Annotated in this window: 17 protein-coding genes; 9 read left to right on the top strand and 8 right to left on the bottom strand. The window is 64.1% G+C overall.

Going from position 1 to position 19,376, the window contains the following annotated elements:
* Position 1 precedes the first annotated feature (1 nt).
* The 3 genes from AC1DJW_RS10085 to AC1DJW_RS10075 all read right to left on the bottom strand — a co-directional run bounded on the left by AC1DJW_RS10085 (position 2) and on the right by AC1DJW_RS10075 (position 2,525).
* Positions 2-1,261 (bottom strand): phage tail sheath family protein, encoded by a 1,260-nt coding sequence (locus tag AC1DJW_RS10085; RefSeq protein WP_284752861.1) that lies wholly within the window; start codon positions 1,259-1,261, stop codon positions 2-4.
* Positions 1,262-1,274: 13 nt separating this feature from the next.
* A complete protein-coding gene (locus AC1DJW_RS10080; RefSeq protein WP_476901329.1) occupies positions 1,275-1,937 on the bottom strand; it encodes a hypothetical protein in 663 nt (220 codons plus the stop codon).
* Between the two features lie 108 nt (positions 1,938-2,045).
* Entirely contained in the window at positions 2,046-2,525 is a 480-nt protein-coding gene (locus tag AC1DJW_RS10075) for a MarR family winged helix-turn-helix transcriptional regulator (RefSeq protein ID WP_476901328.1), read from the bottom strand.
* Between the two features lie 102 nt (positions 2,526-2,627).
* Here AC1DJW_RS10075 and AC1DJW_RS10070 point away from each other — a divergent pair, with 102 nt between their 5' ends.
* On the top strand, positions 2,628-4,835 hold the full coding sequence (locus AC1DJW_RS10070) for an MMPL family transporter (protein WP_476901327.1): 2,208 nt from the start codon (positions 2,628-2,630) through the stop codon (positions 4,833-4,835).
* Here AC1DJW_RS10070 and AC1DJW_RS10065 read toward each other — a convergent pair.
* The gene (locus AC1DJW_RS10065) at positions 4,811-5,746 is read right to left on the bottom strand and encodes an NAD-dependent epimerase/dehydratase family protein (RefSeq protein WP_284752863.1); all 936 of its coding nucleotides are present in this window, start codon (positions 5,744-5,746) and stop codon (positions 4,811-4,813) included. The genes AC1DJW_RS10070 and AC1DJW_RS10065 overlap by 25 nt on opposite strands.
* A gap of 156 nt (positions 5,747-5,902) precedes the next feature.
* On the opposite strand from AC1DJW_RS10065, the gene AC1DJW_RS10060 reads away from it, so the two are divergent.
* The 7 genes from AC1DJW_RS10060 (at position 5,903) to AC1DJW_RS10030 (ending at position 12,763) form a co-directional block, all read left to right on the top strand.
* Positions 5,903-6,628, top strand: a complete 726-nt coding sequence (locus AC1DJW_RS10060; RefSeq protein WP_476901326.1) for a TetR/AcrR family transcriptional regulator — start codon at positions 5,903-5,905, stop codon at positions 6,626-6,628.
* Between the two features lie 51 nt (positions 6,629-6,679).
* Entirely contained in the window at positions 6,680-7,486 is an 807-nt protein-coding gene (locus tag AC1DJW_RS10055) for an oxygenase MpaB family protein (RefSeq protein WP_476901325.1), read from the top strand.
* A 6-nt stretch (positions 7,487-7,492) separates the two neighbouring features.
* Positions 7,493-8,374: a DUF817 domain-containing protein gene (locus tag AC1DJW_RS10050; RefSeq protein WP_476901324.1), complete on the top strand. Its 882-nt coding sequence runs from the start codon at positions 7,493-7,495 to the stop codon at positions 8,372-8,374.
* A 141-nt stretch (positions 8,375-8,515) separates the two neighbouring features.
* Positions 8,516-10,381: a molecular chaperone DnaK gene (gene dnaK, locus AC1DJW_RS10045; protein WP_476901323.1), complete on the top strand. Its 1,866-nt coding sequence runs from the start codon at positions 8,516-8,518 to the stop codon at positions 10,379-10,381.
* A 2-nt stretch (positions 10,382-10,383) separates the two neighbouring features.
* Positions 10,384-11,046: a nucleotide exchange factor GrpE gene (locus AC1DJW_RS10040; RefSeq protein WP_390280028.1), complete on the top strand. Its 663-nt coding sequence runs from the start codon at positions 10,384-10,386 to the stop codon at positions 11,044-11,046.
* Between the two features lie 299 nt (positions 11,047-11,345).
* Entirely contained in the window at positions 11,346-12,311 is a 966-nt protein-coding gene (locus AC1DJW_RS10035; protein ID WP_284752868.1) for a DnaJ C-terminal domain-containing protein, read from the top strand.
* Positions 12,312-12,340: 29 nt separating this feature from the next.
* Positions 12,341-12,763, top strand: a complete 423-nt coding sequence (locus AC1DJW_RS10030; protein ID WP_269995195.1) for a heat shock protein transcriptional repressor HspR — start codon at positions 12,341-12,343, stop codon at positions 12,761-12,763.
* A gap of 4 nt (positions 12,764-12,767) precedes the next feature.
* On the opposite strand, the gene AC1DJW_RS10025 is transcribed toward AC1DJW_RS10030, so the two are convergent.
* Together AC1DJW_RS10025 and AC1DJW_RS10020 are read right to left on the bottom strand one after the other, a co-directional pair.
* Entirely contained in the window at positions 12,768-13,403 is a 636-nt protein-coding gene (locus AC1DJW_RS10025; RefSeq protein ID WP_476901322.1) for a CG0192-related protein, read from the bottom strand.
* Between the two features lie 164 nt (positions 13,404-13,567).
* Positions 13,568-16,969 (bottom strand): DEAD/DEAH box helicase, encoded by a 3,402-nt coding sequence (locus AC1DJW_RS10020; protein WP_476901321.1) that lies wholly within the window; start codon positions 16,967-16,969, stop codon positions 13,568-13,570.
* Between the two features lie 167 nt (positions 16,970-17,136).
* Here AC1DJW_RS10020 and AC1DJW_RS10015 point away from each other — a divergent pair, with 167 nt between their 5' ends.
* The gene (locus AC1DJW_RS10015; RefSeq protein WP_476901320.1) at positions 17,137-17,994 is read left to right on the top strand and encodes a DMP19 family protein; all 858 of its coding nucleotides are present in this window, start codon (positions 17,137-17,139) and stop codon (positions 17,992-17,994) included.
* Here AC1DJW_RS10015 and AC1DJW_RS10010 read toward each other — a convergent pair.
* Both AC1DJW_RS10010 and AC1DJW_RS10005 read right to left on the bottom strand, forming a co-directional pair.
* Complete coding sequence (locus AC1DJW_RS10010; RefSeq protein WP_476901319.1) at positions 17,883-18,881, bottom strand: transposase; 999 nt, start codon at positions 18,879-18,881, stop codon at positions 17,883-17,885. The two genes, AC1DJW_RS10015 and AC1DJW_RS10010, sit on opposite strands and share 112 nt — an antisense overlap.
* Positions 18,882-18,913: 32 nt before the next feature.
* Entirely contained in the window at positions 18,914-19,318 is a 405-nt protein-coding gene (locus AC1DJW_RS10005) for a hypothetical protein (protein ID WP_476901318.1), read from the bottom strand.
* Between the last annotated feature and the right edge of the window lie 58 nt (positions 19,319-19,376).

Below are 19,376 nucleotides of genomic sequence, written 5' to 3'. Positions count from 1 at the left end.
TTCAGGCTCCTGCGCTCTCTGTCTCGCTGGTGTTGTCTGCCGACTGCATGAGCTTGAAGATCACGAACTCGGCGGGTTTGACGGGTGCGATGCCGATCAAGGTGACAACCTGCCCCGCATCGCGGACTTCGGGCGGGTTGGTCTCTTCATCGCATTTCACAAAGAAGGCCTGTTGGGGAGTAGTGCCCAACAGAGCCCCGTCCCGCCAGACGTTGGTCAGGAATGCGCCGATGTCGCGTCGGATGGACTTCCACAAGGTGTGGTCGTTGGGTTCAAAGACCACCCAGCGCGTACCGTCAGCCACGGATTCCTTGATCATGTTGGTCAGCCTGCGGACGTTGACGTAGCGGTATTCGCTTGCCTCGGGTGCCTTGGTCCGGGCACCCCAGATGCGGATGCCTTCTCCCGGGAAATAGCGGATGCAGTTCACCCCGGCCGGGTTCAGTACTTCCTGTTCGCCGCGGCTGACCCGCCGGACCAGGTCCAGCGCTCCTTGGATGGGTTCGTTCGCGGGGGCCTTGTGGACACCACGCGTCGCGTCCACGCGGGCCCACACTCCGGCAACATGGCCCGACGGCGGTTGAGTCACCTTCTTGCCGGACACCGGATCGGTCATGACGATCCACGGAAAGTACAGCGCTGTGTAGCCGCCGGGGGATTGGGGCGCTCCGATCGCGTCCTCGCCGGTCGCCCGCCCGGTCTTTGTCTTGTCGGCATCGGCTTTGTCGTCTGATTCACCGTCGCTCGGCTTCGGGGCGTCCGGCACGCCGGAAGTAGCCGCCCGGGTGAGGGCTCCGACGTCGTCCACTTTCTCCGGGGTGTCCATGATCGCCATGCGGTCCTGCCGCAAGGGATGCTCCACATGGGCCTGCAGCGCCGCGTACGCTTCGGCGTCGCTGTATCCGGGGGCGGCCACCATGGAGATGTCGTCGATCGCCTCGAACAGAGTCACGCCGGTGGGCTTCGCGGCGGTGCCGGTGAGGCTGCTACCGGAACCGATGTTGACCACATAGCAGCGGCTCCCGCCGTTGGCGAAGAATCCGAAGACGGCGTTGGACAGGGGTGTGCCCTGCGTGGATTTGCCGACGTATTGGTCCACGAACTGGGTCCAGTTGTCCAGAACCCTTGCTTCGTCCGGATATGCCGACGGGTCTGGTGAAACTCCTACAAAACCGGCAATGCTGGTGCTGACCTGTCCGATCGAGCGGGCACCGCTGGGCACTTCCTGTACATACACTCCCGGCGCCTGGTAATTCGCCATGGTGTGCTCCCTTTCACTCCCACCGGATGATGACCGGCAGGCTGCTCGTGTCTGCTGAGACTTCACGTTCAGTGCCGCGGACTGCCACGACAAAGTGCTGGAGTTCGTCTGCCGAGGCCAGGACCTCGAAATGGCCGGTGGGATCGCTCACGACGGCGGCGGCGGACGAATGCGGGCGGATGTAGGCATCGGGGATGCCCTTGTTGTGGACGTCGACCAGCCGGCCGTGGATCCGGCGGGCCACTGTGGTGGACGCGATGAGGGGTTCAGTGACAGGCGGTCCGAAAGGCTCGTCGAGCCGTATCCCCACCGGGACGCGGATCAGGAAACCGAGGCCTTGGCGGATGCCGGAATCGTATTCGTCCGGCTGGAATTCGCCACTGGAGACCACCGAGTACTGGGTGTTTTGCTCAAGGGCCAGCAGGAGTTTCTCCATGTTGTCCAGCTGCGTGGGGCCGTGGCATTCCACGGCAACTTTGAGCTCGAGGTCCAGCAGCGGGCCTTCACGCCGGGAGCGGCCAACCCGGTTCAAGGCGACGGCGTGGACGGTGACAGCGGCATCCCTTGGTTGACCGGAAGGCGGTTCGGAGCCGTCGTCGAAGCGGACACGCTCGGGCGAAACGGCGTCCGAAAGTATCCCGAGGAGCTCGGTCAACGACGATCTCACAACACCCACGGTGACACCCCAGTCCCACAAAGTGGTCCAGCACAGCCGATGTGCTATAGGTTACTCCCGCAGTGGCCTGCGAGTCACTGGGATCACAGGCGTAACTCCATTCGATGGTTACCCTTTTGGCGTGACATCGTTCCGGGCCGTCGTGGTGGCCTCGATGACGCCTTGCATGAAAGTCATGACTGTGTGGAGTTCTTCCGGCGAAAGTGCGTCAATGACCGGCGCGATGGCGCCTGCCAGGGGCGAAAACAGTTCACTGCCGGTAGCGCGCGCGGAATCAGTCATCTCCAGGTGAACCTGACGACGGTCCGTTTCGCTGCGGCGGCGTGCCAGATGGCCCGCCCTGTCGAGCCGGTCCACAAGAGCAGTTGTTGCCGGCGAGCTCAGGTTGAGTGCCGCCCTGAGCGCCCCGGGAGTCATGGTCTTGCCCTCCCGCGCGGCAGCCACCATGGCCGCCAACGCATTCAGGTCCGTTCGATGGAGGTGGTGGTGGTTGCTGACGGCCTCGACGTAGCGCTCCGTTTCGACCGTGAACTGCTGGAGTAGCCCGAGGAGCACAGCTGAGGACCGGACGTGCTGATTGTCATCCATGAGGCCTCCTTCAGCCTCAAATTATCCCACCGAGATGCCATTGACCAATTATCTCCATGATAGATATATTTCGTCGTGGAAGTAATTACGAAGGGTGCGGTCATGACGGACAAACTGCCGGGAACCGGCCGACGAAGCAGGTCGCGGTTGTGGTTGGCGGGGGCGGTGCTATCGCTGGCGGCGTGGATAGGGGTCGGCGGAATCGGAGGCCCTACCTTTGGAAAGCTCAGCGAGGTGTCCAGCAACGACCAAGCATCCTTCCTGCCAGCGAGCGCCGAATCCACCGAAGCCCGTGAGTGGCAAGGTAAGTTCACTTCCAGCGGCAGTGTTCCCGCGGTGGTGCTGATCGAGTCTCCTGAGAAGCTCTCACCCGCACAACTCGCCGGATTAGCGTCCCTTGGCACCCAACTGTCCGCCGTCGTCGGGGCCAGCCATTCGACGTCGACGGTTGGGCCGATTCCGTCCGCGGATGGCAAGGCGGCGCAATTCATTGTTCCGGTTGAGGAAGGAAACGGGGTCAAAGGGAGCATCCAAGCGCTTCGCGCAAAGGCGACGGACTATACCGCGGGGGCGGCCGTTCCCGCTGGAACAATTACCTACGTGACCGGACCGGCGGGCTTTCTCGCCGATTTGGTCAACGCTTTTGGCGGCATCGACGGAATACTGCTTTTCGCGGCACTCGGTGCCGTCTTGGTCATCCTGCTGGCCGTCTACCGATCCGTGGTGCTGCCCTTTGTGGTGTTGCTTACCGCCGTCTTCGCGCTTTGCGGTTCGATTCTGCTGGTCTTTGCCTTGGCGAAGGCGGGTGCAATCCAATTGACGGGACAAAGCCAAGGGATCCTGTCCATCCTGGTGGTCGGCTCGGCCACCGACTACGCCCTCCTCTTTGTGGCCCGCTACCGTGAGGCCCTGCGCCAGGCGTCGAACAAATGGTCCGCGGTGGGACGCGCGTACAAGGGCAGCTTTGGGGCCATCCTGGCATCCGGGACAACGGTCGCCGTGGGGTTGCTTTGCCTGCTCTTCTCGGAGCTGAATTCAAACCGGGGATTGGGTCCCATCGGCGCAATCGGAATCGTCTTTTCAATGTTGGCTAGCCTGACCCTGCTTCCTGCGGCCCTCGGCTTGCTGGGCAGGTCCGCATTTTGGCCGCGTACCCCGGGGAAAGGCTCGGCCGCGAGAGCCGGCGTCGCCAGCCCGGCCAGCTCCGACATCCCCCGGGTCTGGAGGCTTCTGGCTGGCATCATAGCCAAGCGGCCCAGGGCCGTATGGCTCGGCGCAGCCGCTGTTTTGGTGGTCTGCGCCTTGGGTCTGCTGCAACTCCAAGCCAGCGGGGTTCCGCAGTCGGCACTCATCCTGAGCAAATCCGAGGCAGTCGATGGTCAGACGGCGCTGGGGCGGCATTATCCCGCCGGTGCAGGGAGCCCGGTGGTGGTTGTGGCTGAGGAAAAGTCGGCAGCCACGGTACTTGCGGAAGTCAAAGCCCAGGGAGGCATCTCGGATGCATCCGTGGTTTCGGCTCAACCGAATTCCGGGGTCCGCCCGCTGGCGGAAGCTGCGACGGACCCTGCCCCCTTGGTGCGGGACGGCCGGGTATTGATCAATGCCACGCTGTCCTCGGAGGCAGATTCAGCGAAGGCCGAGCAGACCATCGCAGTCCTCCGGCAGAAGCTGCATGACAAGGCGCCCGGGACCCTGGTAGGAGGAACCACCGCCACAGCCGCGGACACCAACGCCAGCGCGCAATCCGATTTGTGGCGCATCATCCCGATCGTTTTGGCCGTCATCCTGTTGGTACTCATGGCACTGCTGTGGTCCGTCCTGGCGCCACTATTGCTGATTGGCACCGTAGTGCTGTCCTATGCGGCGGCGTTGGGTGTCTCAGCCTGGGTGTTCAACAATGTGTTCGGATTCCCCGGAGCGGATGCCTCGGTTCCGCTTTTCGGTTTTGTATTCCTCGTGGCCCTCGGCGTTGACTACAACATCTTCCTTATGACCCGTGTCCGGGAAGAGTCGACGCTCAACGGAACCCGGGCCGGCATCTTGAAGGGGCTCGGTGCCACCGGCGGGGTGATTACCTCGGCGGGGGTCGTTCTTGCCGCGACCTTTGCCGCCCTGGGGGTCATTCCGATCCTGTTCCTCGCGCAGATCTCTTTTATTGTGGCTTTCGGGGTGCTGCTCGACACAACGATCGTGCGCTCGCTCTTGGTGCCTGCTCTGTCCTACGACATCGGCGGGCGGATTTGGTGGCCAGGACGCTTGGCCCGCGATCCGGCGTCGAAAGAGGCTCAGCGGGCGGCCACGGCTTCCTGATCCCGCCACCAGGCCACGGTCGCCGCCATCGCGCTAGGAAGCGGCGTCGGTTGCAGGCCGAGCTTGGCCTGGCTCGCAGTGGAGTCCATGACGAACGGCCGCTCGAACTGGTACAGCATTTCGGCCAGCTCCCGCATGTCGGTTGAAAACAGGCCCAGGGTCCGGAGCAGCCAGCCTGGAACCACACTCAGCTTCGGTTCGGGAAGATCAGCCGAGCGTGCGAAGTTTCCCGCAATTTCCCGCATCGTCATTGCCGGTCCCGTGGGGGCGTGCAGCACTGAGTTCCAGAGTTCGGGCTTTTGGGCCGCGGCGATCATGGCTGCGGCAAGATCCGGGACATAGGTGAAAGAGTGTGGCTGCTTGGCGCTTCCGAGAACCTGGACCGGCTTGCCCTTGAGGACCAGGGGGACCATGCGCTCGCCGGCATGCGCCATGCGGGCCCGCGGCCCGAAGAAATCGCCCGCCACCACGCTGACGGTATTCGCAGGGTGGGCTTGCCGGGCCTTCAGCAAGGCGGAGCGGATCCCGCGCTTGCCACCGGCCGCTTCCCGCGGGCTCCTTTCGGTGATGGTCTTGTCCGGCTCGCTATAGGAGTAAAGGCTCTCAGGGAAGACGACGACGGCGCCCGCCGCCGCAGCGGCGTCCATCACCACGCGCTCTGCTCCTGGAAGCTCGGCCGCCCAGGCTTTGGCCCGGTAGGCAGAACCGTGGATGCAATGGAAGACGGCCGTGGCGCCGTCGAAGGCTTGCGCCAACTTGGCCGGGTCCGAGACATCCACGCGGAGCTTTTCGATCAGCGGGTGGTCCGGGCCGCCGCCTGAGCGGGTCAGGACGCGCACCTGTTCTCCGCGGTCCGCGAGTTGCTCGGCGATGGTCCATCCGACGGGGCCTGCTCCTGTGACGACGTACATGGTGTTGCTCGCTTTCTGGCTGGGAATTTCGCTCTTGAGTGTCAGGCTATTTCGAGAGCAGTGCTCTCTGAACTCAGAATGAACCTTGCTGAATCGCATGTCAAGAGCACTGCTCACATTTGTTGTCAGTGCTCTCCTTTGTGGCATGCTGGATGCATGGACCTCCCTTCCGCCGCAGTGGCCAAACAAGCGACGCCCCGCGAGCGGGCCCGGGCCCAGACCGTGGCGGACATCATCCGGCTGGGCCGCCAGCACCTTGCCTTGCATGGCGCCGCGGGTTTGTCCCTGAGGGCGGTCGCCCGCGATCTCGGCGTGGTGTCCTCCGCCGTGTACCGCTATGTGGAGAGCCGCGACGAACTTCTGACCCTCCTGCTGATTGACGCTTACGGCGAGCTGGGCGACGAAGTGGATGCCGCCGTCGATGCCCTCCCGGGGGACGACTACCGTGGCAGGTTCCTGGCGCTCGGGCGGGCCGTTCGCCAGTGGGCCCTGCGCGAGCCGGCAAGGTATGCCCTCCTGTTCGGCAGCCCGGTGCCCGGATACCAGGCGCCCGCAGAGCGCACTACGGAACCCGGAACGCGGGTGATTTACCGGATGGTGGGGATCTTCGACGCCGCCTACCGCGCCGGTGCCTTGGCCGCCGAAGTGGCGCCCGCCGTCGTCGTTCCTTCTGCCCTTGCCGCAGACCTAGCGGCCATCCGGGCCGAACTGGGCGTGACTGTTCCCGAACCCGCGTTGGCCCGGGGTGTGCTGGTGTGGACGTCGGTTTTCGGGGCGGTCAGCTTCGAGGTGTTCGGCCAATACGGGGCTGACACCTTCGCCGCGCGCGACGAGCTGTTTGAGCACCAGCTCGAGGTCCTGCAGGGGATCGTGGGGCTGTAGCCGCCCTCGCAACCGTGCATGAAAGACGGTGCGCGAAGGTACAGTAACTGCATGGCCCGTGGACTTTCTGACATCGGTGCGGAGGGCGTTTTGCTCGCCGGAGCAGGCCGCGCCATCCTGATGCAGATCGCCAATCCCGCGGTCGGTCATGGCGTCGCGGAGCACAGCAATTTCGCCGAACGGCCGCTGGACAGGCTGCGCGCCACCATGACGTACGTCTACGCCGTTATCTACGGCTCGGAACAGCAACTGACAGCGGTGCGCCGAGCTGTGAATCGTGCGCACGCCCCGGTTCGACGGACGGCGGACGATTCCACCGCGGGGTACAACGCCTTCGACGCGCAATCCCAGCTCTGGGTGGTGGCGACCCTCTATGACACCGCCGTCACCGTTTACGAAAAGGTCCATGGAGCCCTCGACGACGACACCGCCGATCGTATTTACCGTGAGTATGCGCGGATCGGGACAGCGTTGCAGCTTCCCGCGGAGCTCTGGCCTGCCGACCGCCCGGCCTTCGCGCGCTATTTGGACGAATCCCTGCGGAACCTCGAACCGGATGCAGCCGCCTTGAGGGTGGCCCACGAGCTCCTGTATCCCACGAGCGGACCGTTCTTGATGCGCTTGAGCATGCCGTTGGTCCGGTTGTTGACCGCGGGCCTGCTGCCTGAGCAGCTTCGTGCGGGATTCGGACTTCCGTGGAAGCCCCGCCATCGACGCAGCTTCGACGGCACCATCCGGCTCTTGGCGGCGGCTTATCCAAGGCTGCCGGAAAAAGTCAGACATTGGCCGAAAAACTACTATCTTGGTCGGCTCGGACCGGGCGAGCTTGGCCTTGGCGAGACCGGCCTTGGCGAGTAGGCGCCCATGCGTGAGCTCACCGCGGTAGAGGAACTTATCGACGGGAGTGCGAGCCGCTTCCTGGTCGGCGCGCCGGACCAAGGACTCCGGTCCAGGCTCACGGAGTTCACCGTCTTCGGCCTCAAACAGGCCTGGGCGTGCATCTTCGGCGCTTCGCTCCTTGCCGTCATTTTCGGCGCGCACCTCTGGTACCCGGCCAACGCCGGCCTCGCGAGGAACGATTTCCTGACGATCGCCGCCGTCGTGATCCAAATCCTGATGGTGGCCACGAGGCTTGAAACCTTGCGCGAGCTCCGGGTGATCGTGCTCTTCCACTTGGTGGGAACGGTCATGGAGTTGTTCAAGACCGGCGTCGGCTCGTGGTCCTATGAGGCTGAGGGCGTGCTGCGGGTCGGCGCCGTTCCGCTCTTCAGCGGCTTCATGTATGCGGCGGTCGGCTCGTACATGGTGCGGGTTTACCGGGTTTTCGACTTGCGCTTCGCCCGGTATCCGCGGCGTTGGATCACTGCGGTCCTGGCTGCGGCAATCTATGTGAACTTCTTTTCCCACCACTTCACCTTTGATGCCCGCTGGGTCCTGCTGGCGGCCGTCGCCGTGATCTATGGGCGGTGCGTCATGTACTTCCGGGTGTTTCGGCGTCGACTCCGGATGCCACTGGTCGTCGCGTTCCTGCTGGTGGCGCTCTTTATCTGGATTGCCGAGAACATCGCCACTTGGTCGCACGCCTGGCTGTATCCGAGCCAGTTGGACGGCTGGCATTTGGTGTCGGCGGACAAGCTTGTCTCGTGGTTCCTCCTGATGATCATCTCCGTGGTGCTGGTGGCATGGGTCTACAAGCCGATGCCGCCTGACACGACCGGCGTTCTCCCACGGCGAAATCGCGCGTAAATCTCCGAGTTTCCGGGGTTCCTTGGCCGCGAATCCGCAGAGTTGAGCGCACTTGACTCAACTTTGGATTGACATCGAACGAGGCCTGAGTACAGTTGAGTGAAGAACGCTCAACCCGGTTTCATTGAAAGGAAGCAACATATGTCACGCGCTGTAGGTATCGACCTCGGAACCACCAACTCCGTCGTCTCTGTTCTCGAAGGTGGCGAGCCCACCGTCATTGCCAACGCCGAGGGTGGACGCACCACGCCGTCGGTCGTTGCATTCTCCAAGTCCGGTGAAGTCCTGGTTGGTGAAATTGCCAAGCGCCAGGCCGTCAACAACATCGACCGCACCATCGCTTCCGTGAAGCGACACATGGGCACCGACTGGTCCGTTGCCATTGACGACAAGAAGTACACGCCGCAGGAAATCTCCGCGCGTATCCTCATGAAGCTGAAGAACGACGCCGAGAGCTACCTCGGCGAAAAGGTCACCGACGCTGTCATCACCGTCCCGGCCTACTTCAACGACGCCGAGCGCCAGGCCACCAAGGAAGCCGGCGAAATCGCCGGCATGAACGTCCTCCGCATTGTCAACGAGCCCACCGCCGCTGCACTTGCCTACGGCCTGGACAAGGGCAAGGAAGACGAACTCATCCTGGTCTTCGACCTCGGCGGCGGAACGTTCGACGTCTCCCTGCTGGAAGTCGGCAAGGACGAAGACGGCTTCTCCACCATCCAGGTCCGCGCCACGGCCGGTGACAACCGCCTCGGCGGCGACGACTGGGACCAGCGCGTTGTTGACTACCTGCTGAACCAGCTCAAGATCAAGGGCATCGACCTTTCCAAGGACAAGATCGCCCTGCAGCGTCTGCGCGAGGCTTCGGAGCAGGCCAAGAAGGAACTCTCTTCCTCCACCAGCACCAACGTCTCCCTCCAGTACCTCTCCGTCACCCCCGACGGCCCGGTCCACCTGGACGAGCAGCTGACCCGCGCCAAGTTCCAGGACCTCACCAAGGACCTGCTCGAGCGCACCAAGAAGCCGTTCCACGACGTCATCGCCGAGACCGGCATCAAGCTCTCCGAAATCGACCACATCGTTCTCGTGGGCGGTTCCACCCGTATGCCCGCCGTTTACGACCTCGTGAAGGAACTTGCCGGCGGCAAGGAGCCCAACAAGGGCGTCAACCCGGACGAAGTTGTCGCCGTTGGCGCTGCCCTCCAGGCCGGTGTGCTGAAGGGCGAGCGCAAGGACGTCCTCCTGATCGACGTCACCCCGCTGTCCCTCGGTATCGAAACCAAGGGCGGCGTCATGACGCACCTGATCGAGCGCAACACGGCCATCCCCACCAAGCGTTCCGAGACCTTCACCACCGCTGACGATAACCAGCCGTCCGTGGCCATCCAGGTCTTCCAGGGCGAGCGTGAATTCACCCGCGACAACAAGCCGCTGGGCACGTTCGAACTGACCGGCATCGCTCCGGCACCGCGCGGCGTCCCCCAGGTCGAGGTCACCTTCGACATCGACGCCAACGGCATCGTCCACGTCTCCGCCAAGGACAAGGGCACCGGCAAGGAGCAGTCGATGACCATCACCGGCGGCACCGCGCTGTCGAAGGAAGACATCGACCGCATGGTCCGCGAAGCCGAGGAACACGCAGCCGAGGACAAGGCCCGCCGCGAGGCTACCGACACCCGCAACACTGCCGAGCAGCTCGCCTACTCCGTGGACAAGCTCATCGCCGAAAACGACGACAAGCTGCCTGAAGAGGTCAAGACCGAGGTCAAGGCCGACGTCGACGCCCTCAAGAAGGCCCTCGAGGGCACCGACGACGCAGCAGTGAAGACCGCTTTCGAGAAGCTGCAGCACTCGCAGTCGAAGCTCGGCGAAGCGATCTACTCGCAGGCCGGTTCCCCGGACGGCGCAAGCAGCGCCGCTGGTGCTGAAGGCGCTCACGCTGATCCCAAGGCTGCAGACGAGGACATCGTCGACGCCGAGATCATCGACGAAGACGAAAAGAAGTAAGCATGCCTCACCACGGCAACGACGCAGAGCACTCACCTTCCAACAACGAGGGCAACGAGCAGCACAAGCCGGTCATTCGGGACAACCGCAAGGTTGACCCGGAGACCGGGGCCGCCCGCCACGCCCAAGGATCGGCAGCTGATTCCAACGCCGCTGCCGCCGAGGGCGACGCCCTGTCCCAGGCTGAGGAAATCCTCAACGGCATGGAGGTTCCGGCTGAAGAGTCGGTAGCCCCCGGAGCCGCTGCAGAAGCAGAGGCCGCGGAACTCCGCAACGACCTCCTCCGACTGCAGGCTGAGTACGTCAACTACCGCAAGCGCGTCGAACGCGACCGCGCCGTCGCAGGGGAAATGGCCGTCATCGGCGTCCTGAACTCCCTGCTGCCGGTGCTGGACGACGTCGACGCCGCCCGCCAGCACGGCGACCTCGTGGACGGCCCGTTCGCCGCGATCGCAGCCAAACTGGAGAACGCGCTGAAGACGTACGGCTTGGAGCGCATCGCGGAAACCGGAGTCGACTTCGACCCCACGATCCACGAAGCCCTCATCCAGCAGCCTGGCGAGGACATCGAAGTAGACACCGTCAGCCAAGTGCTGCGCTCGGGCTACCGCTCCGGCGACCGCGTGCTGCGCGCGGCCCAAGTGATTGTGGCTGTGCCGGCGTAGACGGAGTTACCGCCTCACCGCGCCTTCGCGGATGAGGGGGCCGCACCGCGAAACGAGACAAGGGGCCCCGCCCCTTCGCCGGGTGGCCTAGGATCTGCGATCCTTGGCCACCCGGCTTCGGCAGGCCCGATGCCACTCCCGGGCCCCTTGCCTCGCTCCGCTCAGGCGGTCGTCTCACCTAAGGTGGGATGAGCGCAGCGCAGCTGGATAGGGGGCCGCGGCGTGGCGGGCACCGCGAAGCGGGCACGGCCCCCTATCCAGCGGAGCGCAGACTTGACCAGAAACGAAAGGAAACGCCCTTGGCCAGCCAGGACTGGGTTGAGAAGGATTTTTACGCCATCCTTGGTGTCGCCAAGGACGCCTCTGACGCTGACATCAAGAAGGCGTACCGCAAGCTTGCGCGGAAGTACCATCCGGATACCAATTCCGGGGATGCTACTGCGGAGAAGAAGTTCAAGGACATCTCGGAGGCCTATTCGGTGCTCTCGGATGCCGAGGAGCGCCAGCAGTACGATGCCATTCGCGCCATGGGCGGGGCTCGCTTCGCTCCGGGAGCAGCTCGCGGCGGGCCGGCCAATGGCGGTTTCGAGGACTTGTTCGGAGGGCTTTTCGGCGGCGGCGCGCGCCAGCCTGCCGGTGCTGGAGGCATCCCGCCCGAGTTCGCTGATCTCTTCGGCGGCGGTTTCGGCGGCGGACAGACCGGTTTCCAGCGCGCTCCCCAAAAAGGCAGCGACCGCACGGCATCCACCTCGATTTCCTTTGCCGGCTCCATTCACGGCACCACGGTGAGCTTGCGCGAAAGCAACGGCAACGTCATCGACGTGAAGATTCCGGCGGGCATCAGGGACGGCCAGAAGGTCCGTCAGCGCGGCAAGGGCAACCCCGGTGCCGCCGGCAACGGGGACCTCATCATCACGGTGAACGTCAAGCCCCACGATTTCTTCAACCGCGACGGCGACAACATCCGCATCCATGTGCCGGTCACCTTCGCGGAGGCGGCTTTGGGTTCCAACATCCACGTGCCGACGCTCGACGGCGACTCCGTCACCGTCCGCGTCCCGGCCGGCACGCCTTCCGGGCGCACGCTCCGGGTCAAGGGCCGCGGCGTCAAAACATCGAAGGGGACCGGGGATCTGCTGGTGACGATCGACGTCGCCGTCCCGCAGAACCTTAACAAAGAGGCCGAGGAGGCCGTCAAGGCATTCGCCGCAGCCACTGCCGACGCCGATCCCCGCCACGACCTGGCCGCCAAGGCCCGCTTGTAGCGGCAGAACACATGGGAGGGGACGCAGGCATGGGCATCGACATCAACCAGCCGATCTTCGTCATCTCCGTCGCGGCCGAACTGGCTGACATGCATCCGCAGACCCTGCGCCAGTACGACCGCCTCGGCATCGTGTCGCCGAGCCGTGCCCCGGGCAAGTCGCGGCGTTACTCCCAGCGCGACATCGACCGTTTGCGCGAGGTCCAGCGGCTCTCCCACGAGGGCGTGTCCCTCGAGGGCATCAAGCGGATCCTTGAGCTCGAAAATCAGGTGGCCGCGCTGCAGTTCCGCGTTGCCGAGTTGAGCGAGGAACTGCAGCGCCGGCGGAGCCCGATGGAGGCCCGCGTTTTCGCCGCGGGAGCAGCGGGCGACGTCGTCAGCCTGGCCCGCGGGCAGCGCCCCCGGGCGCGGTCCCAGGCAGTTGTGGTGTGGCGGCCGCGACCGGGGGAGTAGTCCTCTAGTGCTGCGAGAGGGACGCCAGCAGCACCGTCGCTTCCTGTCCGGCCCACGTGCCCCGAAGGGCAGCCGAATCTTCCGAACCCTGGGTCCCCAGATCCAGGACACAGTTCACCAGCAGTGTGAGCTCACCGGCGTCGATGCTGGTGACGCTGTGTTCGGTAATCGGGGCTGCCGGGGTCAGTGCAGGGACTTCGCTACCGGGAGTTCCGCTGCCCTTGGCCTCGACGGAACTCTTGCGTGGCTCCAGCACGCCGTCCACGTCCACGAACTGTTCGGCTTCCCGCTGTCCAGTGAGGATGGCGGTGGCAAGGGCAGTGACGTAGACGGGATCGGCGCAGGCGTCGTACACCCACCTCGTGCCCAACACGGAGTGTTCCATGGTCCCGAGTAGCGAGTCCTCCGCGCCGGGCAATTCCGAACCCCGATAGCTCAGGGGAACCTGGTAGACCTTGCCGCCGTGGGAGACCAGGTGGGTCTCGAGGCCGACTTCGCCGTCCGGATCATCGAAGCGGTACGCTCCGAGCAGCTCGGGCGGTGCGGAGCCGTCCTCGGTGAACCACGGCTGAACGGGCAAGTACTTTTCGATGAGTTCAAGTTTGCTGGGACTCAGGGTCGCTCTGTGGATGATAGCCATGCGGTCCAGACTAGGCCACGTCGAAACGGTTGCTTCAGGTGGGAATCAAGAAGAGGTCTTCTAGTCTTTGGAACGGTGAGTTGCTCGCTCGTTATTCACATTTGTGGCATCAAAAGTGAATAGCGCCGACCTTGGTGGTTGTTTCTGAGTCGCAGGCGTGAACCCTACTCCGCGAACAAGCCCGCCAGGTCCTCCGCCGTCAGGGCGCCACCGGACAGGGCGTCGCCTTCCATCACATCCGCGAACAGCTGCGACTTCTTGGTCTTGAGCGCCATGACCTTTTCCTCGATGGTGTCCTTGGCCACCAATCGGTAGACCATGACGTTCCTCGCCTGCCCGATCCTGTGGGTGCGGTCCACGGCCTGCGCTTCGGAGGCGGGGTTCCACCACGGGTCCAGCAGGAACACGTAGTCGGCTTCGGTCAGGTTCAGGCCGAAGCCGCCGGCTTTCAAGGAAATGAGGAACACGGGCGCTGCACCGTTCTTGAATTCGCTCACGACGTCGGCCCGGTTCCGCGTGCTGCCGTCGAGGTAGCAATACTCGATGTCCTCCGCGTCGAGCCGCTCCCGGACCTTGCCCAGGAACCCCGTGAACTGGCTGAAGATGAGCGCCCGGTGCCCCTCGGCCACGATGTCCTCCAGCTGTTCGAACAACACGTCCAGCTTGGACGAGCGCACCGCGGACAAGGACTCGTCCACCAGGGAAACATCCAGGCTCAACTGCCGCAGCAGGGTGAGCGACTGGAAAATGGTGAAGCGGTTCTTATTGACATCGTCGATGAGCCCAAGGATCTTTTGCCGCTCACGCTGCAGATGCGTCTGGTAAACCTTCTGGTGCCGCGGGTTGAGCACCACTTCGAGCACCTGTTCCTGCTTGGGCGGCAGGTCCTTGATGACTTGCTCTTTGGTGCGGCGCATCATGAGGGGGCGGACCCGACGGCGGAGCTTGGCGAGTTGGCCCTTGTCGCCGTTCTTTTCGACCGGCTTTTGGTAGTACTCCGCGAAGCGGCGCGGGCTGGAGAACAGCCCTGGCGCGACGATTGAGGTCAGAGCCCAGAATTCCATGAGATTGTTCTCAAGCGGCGTTCCTGTGATCGCCAGCTTGAAGGATGCCGGGAGCTTCCGGGCGCACTGGTATGCCTTCGACTGGTGGTTCTTGACGAACTGGGCTTCGTCGAGCATGAGCCCGGCCCATTCCTTGGCGGCGTAGGCCTCGTAGTCGATCCGGAACAGCGCATAAGAGGTGATGACGACGTCGGTCCCGGCCATGGATTCCTGCGGATCCGCGCCGCTCTTGGCGAAGGTCTCTCCGATGGTCTTCACGCTCAGGCCGGGCGCGAAGCGTTGCACCTCTGCGGCCCAGTTGCCCACGACGCTGGTGGGGGCAACGACCAAGAAGGGGGCGTAGGGAGCGCCGCCACCCGAGCCACCCGCCCCACCTGCGCCGGATTCGGCGTGCTCCTTTGCCGCGCACATCAAGGCGATCGCCTGCACTGTCTTGCCGAGGCCCATGTCGTCGGCCAGGACGCCACCCAGGCTGTGGCGGTAGAGGAAACTCAGCCAGTTGAAGCCCTCCAACTGGTACGGACGCAGCTCGGCATCGAGCGAGCCCGGCAGCGGCAGCCCGGTCACGCCGTCGTCGAGCAATCCGCCCACGGCCTCGCGCCATGCGGCCGCCTGCTCGTCGACGATCCCCAATTGCGCGAGCTCATCCCAGAGCCCGGCCTGGAAACGGCTGATCTGCAGGGTGCCGTGCCGGTCCGGGTTGTCCTGCAAGGACCTGGCTTCGTCGATCAGCGCGCGGAGTTGGTGCAGTTCGGGCAGGTCCAGCGAGAAGTAGGCGCCGCTGGGCAGCAGCATCCGGCTCTGGCCGGCCGCGAGGGCGGAGAACACCGCCGCGAAGGACACAGGTTCGCCCTCGAGCGTGATGACGATGCCGAGATCGAACCAGTCGCGGCTGTCGGTGGCCTTGGTCGAAATGGAGACGACGGGAGCTTCGGTGGCCTCGCGGTAGTCGGCGATCTCGCCGGAGGTATCCACGACGACGTCGGGCAGCTCGCGGAGGCGGGGAAGCACCTCCTCGGTGAGGGCCAGCGTGTCCAGGCCATCAAGAGCCACGGAGGGCGCCAGCCGTGGAGCCCCCCAACCGCCGCTCGGCGACTCGCCCAGCGCGGCAACCACATCCCAAGGCCGGCCCAGGGACTCCAGGATCCGGGCTTCCGCGGCGTCGTCGCGGTAGCCGTGGTCGTCCGGGTGCCGCCAGAGGGGCTGGGCCGTCACGAGCTTACCGGCCTTGTAGTGCCACTCCCAGTGCAACCGGACCCGGTGGTCGGAGCCGTAGTTCGCCAGCAGGGACAGCATGGGCACGGCGAGGACCGGCAACTCAACGGAATGGTCCGCTGCCGTGACCCGCGTGGACTGCTTGAGTTTCGGATAGAACGCCGTGAGGAATCGTTCTTCGTCCTTCGCCGGGATCTGGAGCCGGGATGCGCCCATGACGAAATCGAGGAGTTCCTGCGATTCGCCGCCCTCCAAAGGGGCCAGAGTGATGAGGTTCCCGGGTGCCGGTACGCCGGGCAAGTGCCCCTCGCCAGGGCCCGTGAAGAACAACCCATGCGCCGGGCGTCCGATCAAGCCCAAGGCCGCCGGATCAAGGGCGTCGCCGCCCAAGGTCACCGACGGCGCCAGCTGCAGTCCGTCGTCGGGCCGGCTCAGGTCAAGCCCGACGACGGCGGGATCCGCCGCAATGCGGATCGGCTCGGTCCCGCCGGAGTGGATGAGGGAAACCCCGACTTTCGAGGCTTCGGCCAGCAGGCTCCATAGGTTCTTGCCGGCGAACTCGTTGAGGAGCATCCACATGCTGGACGTGAGCTGCCGGTAGTCAGCGGTGGAATGCGCGGCCAGGAAGTTCTGCATCCAGTCGATATGGGCTTCGTTGAACTCGCGCTTGTAGCCGAGGTAGTTCAGGTTGGTCCAGGAAACATCGCCCCGGATCCACTTGCCCTTGGCCCCCATCATCACCGGGCGGGCCTTGAGCTGGCGCACGCTGCGGAGAGGATCCCGCCGGCCTGTGTAGGAGAAGTGCGGGGCCGGTTCTTCCACCTCGAACGCCAGTGCCAAGGGGAGGCCCTGGCCTTGCGGGGTGGTCCCCGGAGTGGCGATGAGCTTGCTGAGTGCCTGCTCCCAGGCCGGGCGCTGCACGGCTGTCCCAGGCTGGGCCGTCTGTCCGAACGCGGGCGCGCTGAGCAGCTGTGCCCGCACGGCGGGATGGTCTTCGGCGGCGAAGAGCAGGGCGGCCACGTGTTTGCAGTCCTTGCGGACGGGGCAACTGCACACTCCCACAGTGCAGCTCCAGCCGCCGGGCTTACGGACCAGCTTGGCCGACGTCGAATACGCAGATGGGCCGCTGCCCCTGACCTTGCCCATCATCAGACCCGTGGCGGAGTCGAAAGTGATGCCGCTGACCCGGCTTCCCATGGCATATGCGAGGCCGGCCGCGAGGGAGCGGTCGTTAATGGCGGGTGTCTGAATCGCCAGTTCCCAGGAATCGTCTGAATGGGAAGGCATTCGTTAAGGCTACTTTCGGCAGGAGGCTATCTATGAATCCTAGGGCCCACGGAGCAGCCCTGAAACTTTGCCGGACGTTCACCTCTGCCTAGCTTGCCCGACAACCGCCCCCGCGTACGTTGAAAGGGTCCGGAGCAGCACAAGCTTCCAAGCAGTGAGGAAATCCCATGACCAGCAATGAGACCACCTTCAGGTACGTAACAGTTCTGACGAAGGACAGCATCGAGGCCGACAACGCAGACGTTGTGGACGCGAACGTCACCGTGGTCAACGAGATGTACGAGGAGCTCCTCAACCATGAGGAAATCGCTACCAACGCCCTGCGCAGCTACTTTGTGGACTACTACCTGACCCAGGCACTCGCTGGCGGTTTCGCCCAGTACGTCTTCACGGTCCCGGAACGCGAAGAGGTGGATGCGTTTGTCCGCGAAGGCCTCGAAGGGATGGGTGCCAAAGGCCACCTTGAGCTGTTCAACCGCACCGCCGCGGCATTCGACGCGCTGTCCGAGGACGACGCCGAGGCCTACCTGGACGGCGACCTTGACGAGTCCGAAGTGGCACCCGAAGCCGTTGCCGAGCTCGAGGCCCTCGACGGCGAATTCGAATCCCTCCTGGAAACCGAAGACATTATCGAACTCAACGCAGCGTGGCTCCGCAGCCAGGACGGTGTGCTCTACCTGGACGAGGAACAGCTGAAGGCACACATCGCCGAGCGAGTAGCCCTCATCCCGAACCTCGAAGAGCGCCAGGCCGAGGCCGCCGAAGCCGAACTCGAGAACGCCCCTGAATTCGAGCTCATCATCCGTGAATTGTGCGACGTTGCCGGCTACCAGCTCGAGAAGATCACCATGGGCGATCCCAACTACGAGCACGACGGCGAGACGGTCCTCGAAAGTTGTCAAGCTGTGTGGAGTCACTGGGCTGGTTTTTGGGGTGTTTTGGTCTGCGGGAGGTTGATCCCGGCGTGTGTGGCGGGGGCCGGTGTGGCGGGTCGTTGGCGGAATCTTCCGGGGTGTCGTTCGTAGTAGTCCTGGTGGACTTTGTCTCGCTTGTTCCAGAGTTCTTTCCACGAGCCATCGTGGACTTGTGATGGCGAGAACAGTGCGATGCCGGAGTGTTTGTGATCGGTGCTGTACCAGTGCACGTAGCAGGTGAGGTACTCCCTGGCGGCCTCGAGATCGTTGAAGATCCGGGGGTAGCCGGGCCGGTATTTCATCGTGCGGAAGCCTGACTCCGAGAAGGGATTGTCGTTGGAGACGTACGGGCGGTTATGGCTGAGTTCCACGCCGCGGGCGGTGAGGGTGTCACGGAGCAGGGTTGATCTCATGGCCGGGCCTGAATCGGCGTGCACGATGCGCGGGGCGCCGTGCCGGGCGATGGCTGTCTTGAACATCTCCGCGGCGAGGTGGTCGGACTCGCGTTCCTCCACCCGCCAGCCGACGATCTCCCGGGAGAAGATGTCCATGATGGAGTACACCTTGAAAGCCTTGCCCTGCCACTTGGAATAGATGTCGGTGATGTCCCAGGACCAGATCTGGCAGGGTCCGGTGGCCTTGAGGACCGGCATTTCAGAGGAACCACGCGTGCCCCCGCGCTTGCGCGGGATGGTGGGGCGGGCCTGCTGGTCCTCGTACTCTGCCGCGATCCGCCACCACGAGCGGTTGGAGGCGAGCAGCACGCCGTTGTCCCAGGCCGTCGCGAAGGCAKGGTCAACGGAGTTGCCCTTCTCCCAGCTGGCCAGGATGAGCCCCAGGATCCGGTCCTGATGTGCGGTGCTGATCCGGGATTCGTAGGCCCGGTCGGCCTGGTGGATCGGGTGCTGCACCGCCGGACGGGGATTGGACCGGTAATGCCAGGTCCCGCGCGACACGCCCGCCAGCTTGAGCGCTGTCCGCTGGGAGCCGATGATCACATGCAGCTCCAGGACCAGAGTGTTCTCGGCCGCTATGAATCGTTGTGAGCGCTCGTCGGGGTTGTATCGGGCTCTGGCACGCTCAACTCGTGCAAGAGCCCGATAGCKTTTCCCAGCGCGGAATTCGTGTCCTCCAGCTCCTGCACCCGCTTCTGGAGTTTTTCGACTTCGGCACGGTGGGCAGCCATTTCCTTCGCGCGTGCTTTTTCAAACGCGGAGAGTTCACGATTCGTTGGGACCATGCCTCCATGCTCCCGCGGAATCAGGCCACGGTCGATATCGCCCTGGACCATCATCTTGCGCCACCTGCGGAACGTCCATTCCGAAACGGACGTCGAGGCCATCCATTCCTTCCTCGTCCCGTGCGGCTGCAAATAGTACTCATGCATGAACTCACGGATCTCTTCACGCGTAAAACCCTTGTTATCAACGGCCATCGCCGGCTCCTTCAATCAACAGGTAATGAATGACTCACAACCAGCTTGACGATGAGGG

This window comes from Arthrobacter sp. 05L417, from assembly GCF_056397865.1.
Note: the sequence above shows the minus strand (reverse complement) of the source record. Positions and strands in the feature narration are given on the sequence as shown.

Excerpts from the sequence above, each read along its gene's own strand:
- AC1DJW_RS10050 (WP_476901324.1), top strand. The coding sequence starts at position 7,493 with ATGCGTGAGCTCACCGCGGTAGAGGAACTTATCGACGGGAGTGCGAGC.
- AC1DJW_RS10065 (WP_284752863.1), bottom strand. The coding sequence starts at position 5,746 with ATGTACGTCGTCACAGGAGCAGGCCCCGTCGGATGGACCATCGCCGAG.
- AC1DJW_RS10040 (WP_390280028.1), top strand. The coding sequence starts at position 10,384 with ATGCCTCACCACGGCAACGACGCAGAGCACTCACCTTCCAACAACGAG.
- AC1DJW_RS10070 (WP_476901327.1), top strand. The coding sequence starts at position 2,628 with ATGACGGACAAACTGCCGGGAACCGGCCGACGAAGCAGGTCGCGGTTG.
- AC1DJW_RS10030 (WP_269995195.1), top strand. The coding sequence starts at position 12,341 with ATGGGCATCGACATCAACCAGCCGATCTTCGTCATCTCCGTCGCGGCC.
- AC1DJW_RS10055 (WP_476901325.1), top strand. The coding sequence starts at position 6,680 with ATGGCCCGTGGACTTTCTGACATCGGTGCGGAGGGCGTTTTGCTCGCC.
- AC1DJW_RS10085 (WP_284752861.1), bottom strand. The coding sequence starts at position 1,261 with ATGGCGAATTACCAGGCGCCGGGAGTGTATGTACAGGAAGTGCCCAGC.
- AC1DJW_RS10025 (WP_476901322.1), bottom strand. The coding sequence starts at position 13,403 with ATGGCTATCATCCACAGAGCGACCCTGAGTCCCAGCAAACTTGAACTC.
- AC1DJW_RS10015 (WP_476901320.1), top strand. The coding sequence starts at position 17,137 with ATGACCAGCAATGAGACCACCTTCAGGTACGTAACAGTTCTGACGAAG.
- AC1DJW_RS10020 (WP_476901321.1), bottom strand. The coding sequence starts at position 16,969 with ATGCCTTCCCATTCAGACGATTCCTGGGAACTGGCGATTCAGACACCC.
- AC1DJW_RS10060 (WP_476901326.1), top strand. The coding sequence starts at position 5,903 with ATGGACCTCCCTTCCGCCGCAGTGGCCAAACAAGCGACGCCCCGCGAG.
- AC1DJW_RS10075 (WP_476901328.1), bottom strand. The coding sequence starts at position 2,525 with ATGGATGACAATCAGCACGTCCGGTCCTCAGCTGTGCTCCTCGGGCTA.
- dnaK (WP_476901323.1), top strand. The coding sequence starts at position 8,516 with ATGTCACGCGCTGTAGGTATCGACCTCGGAACCACCAACTCCGTCGTC.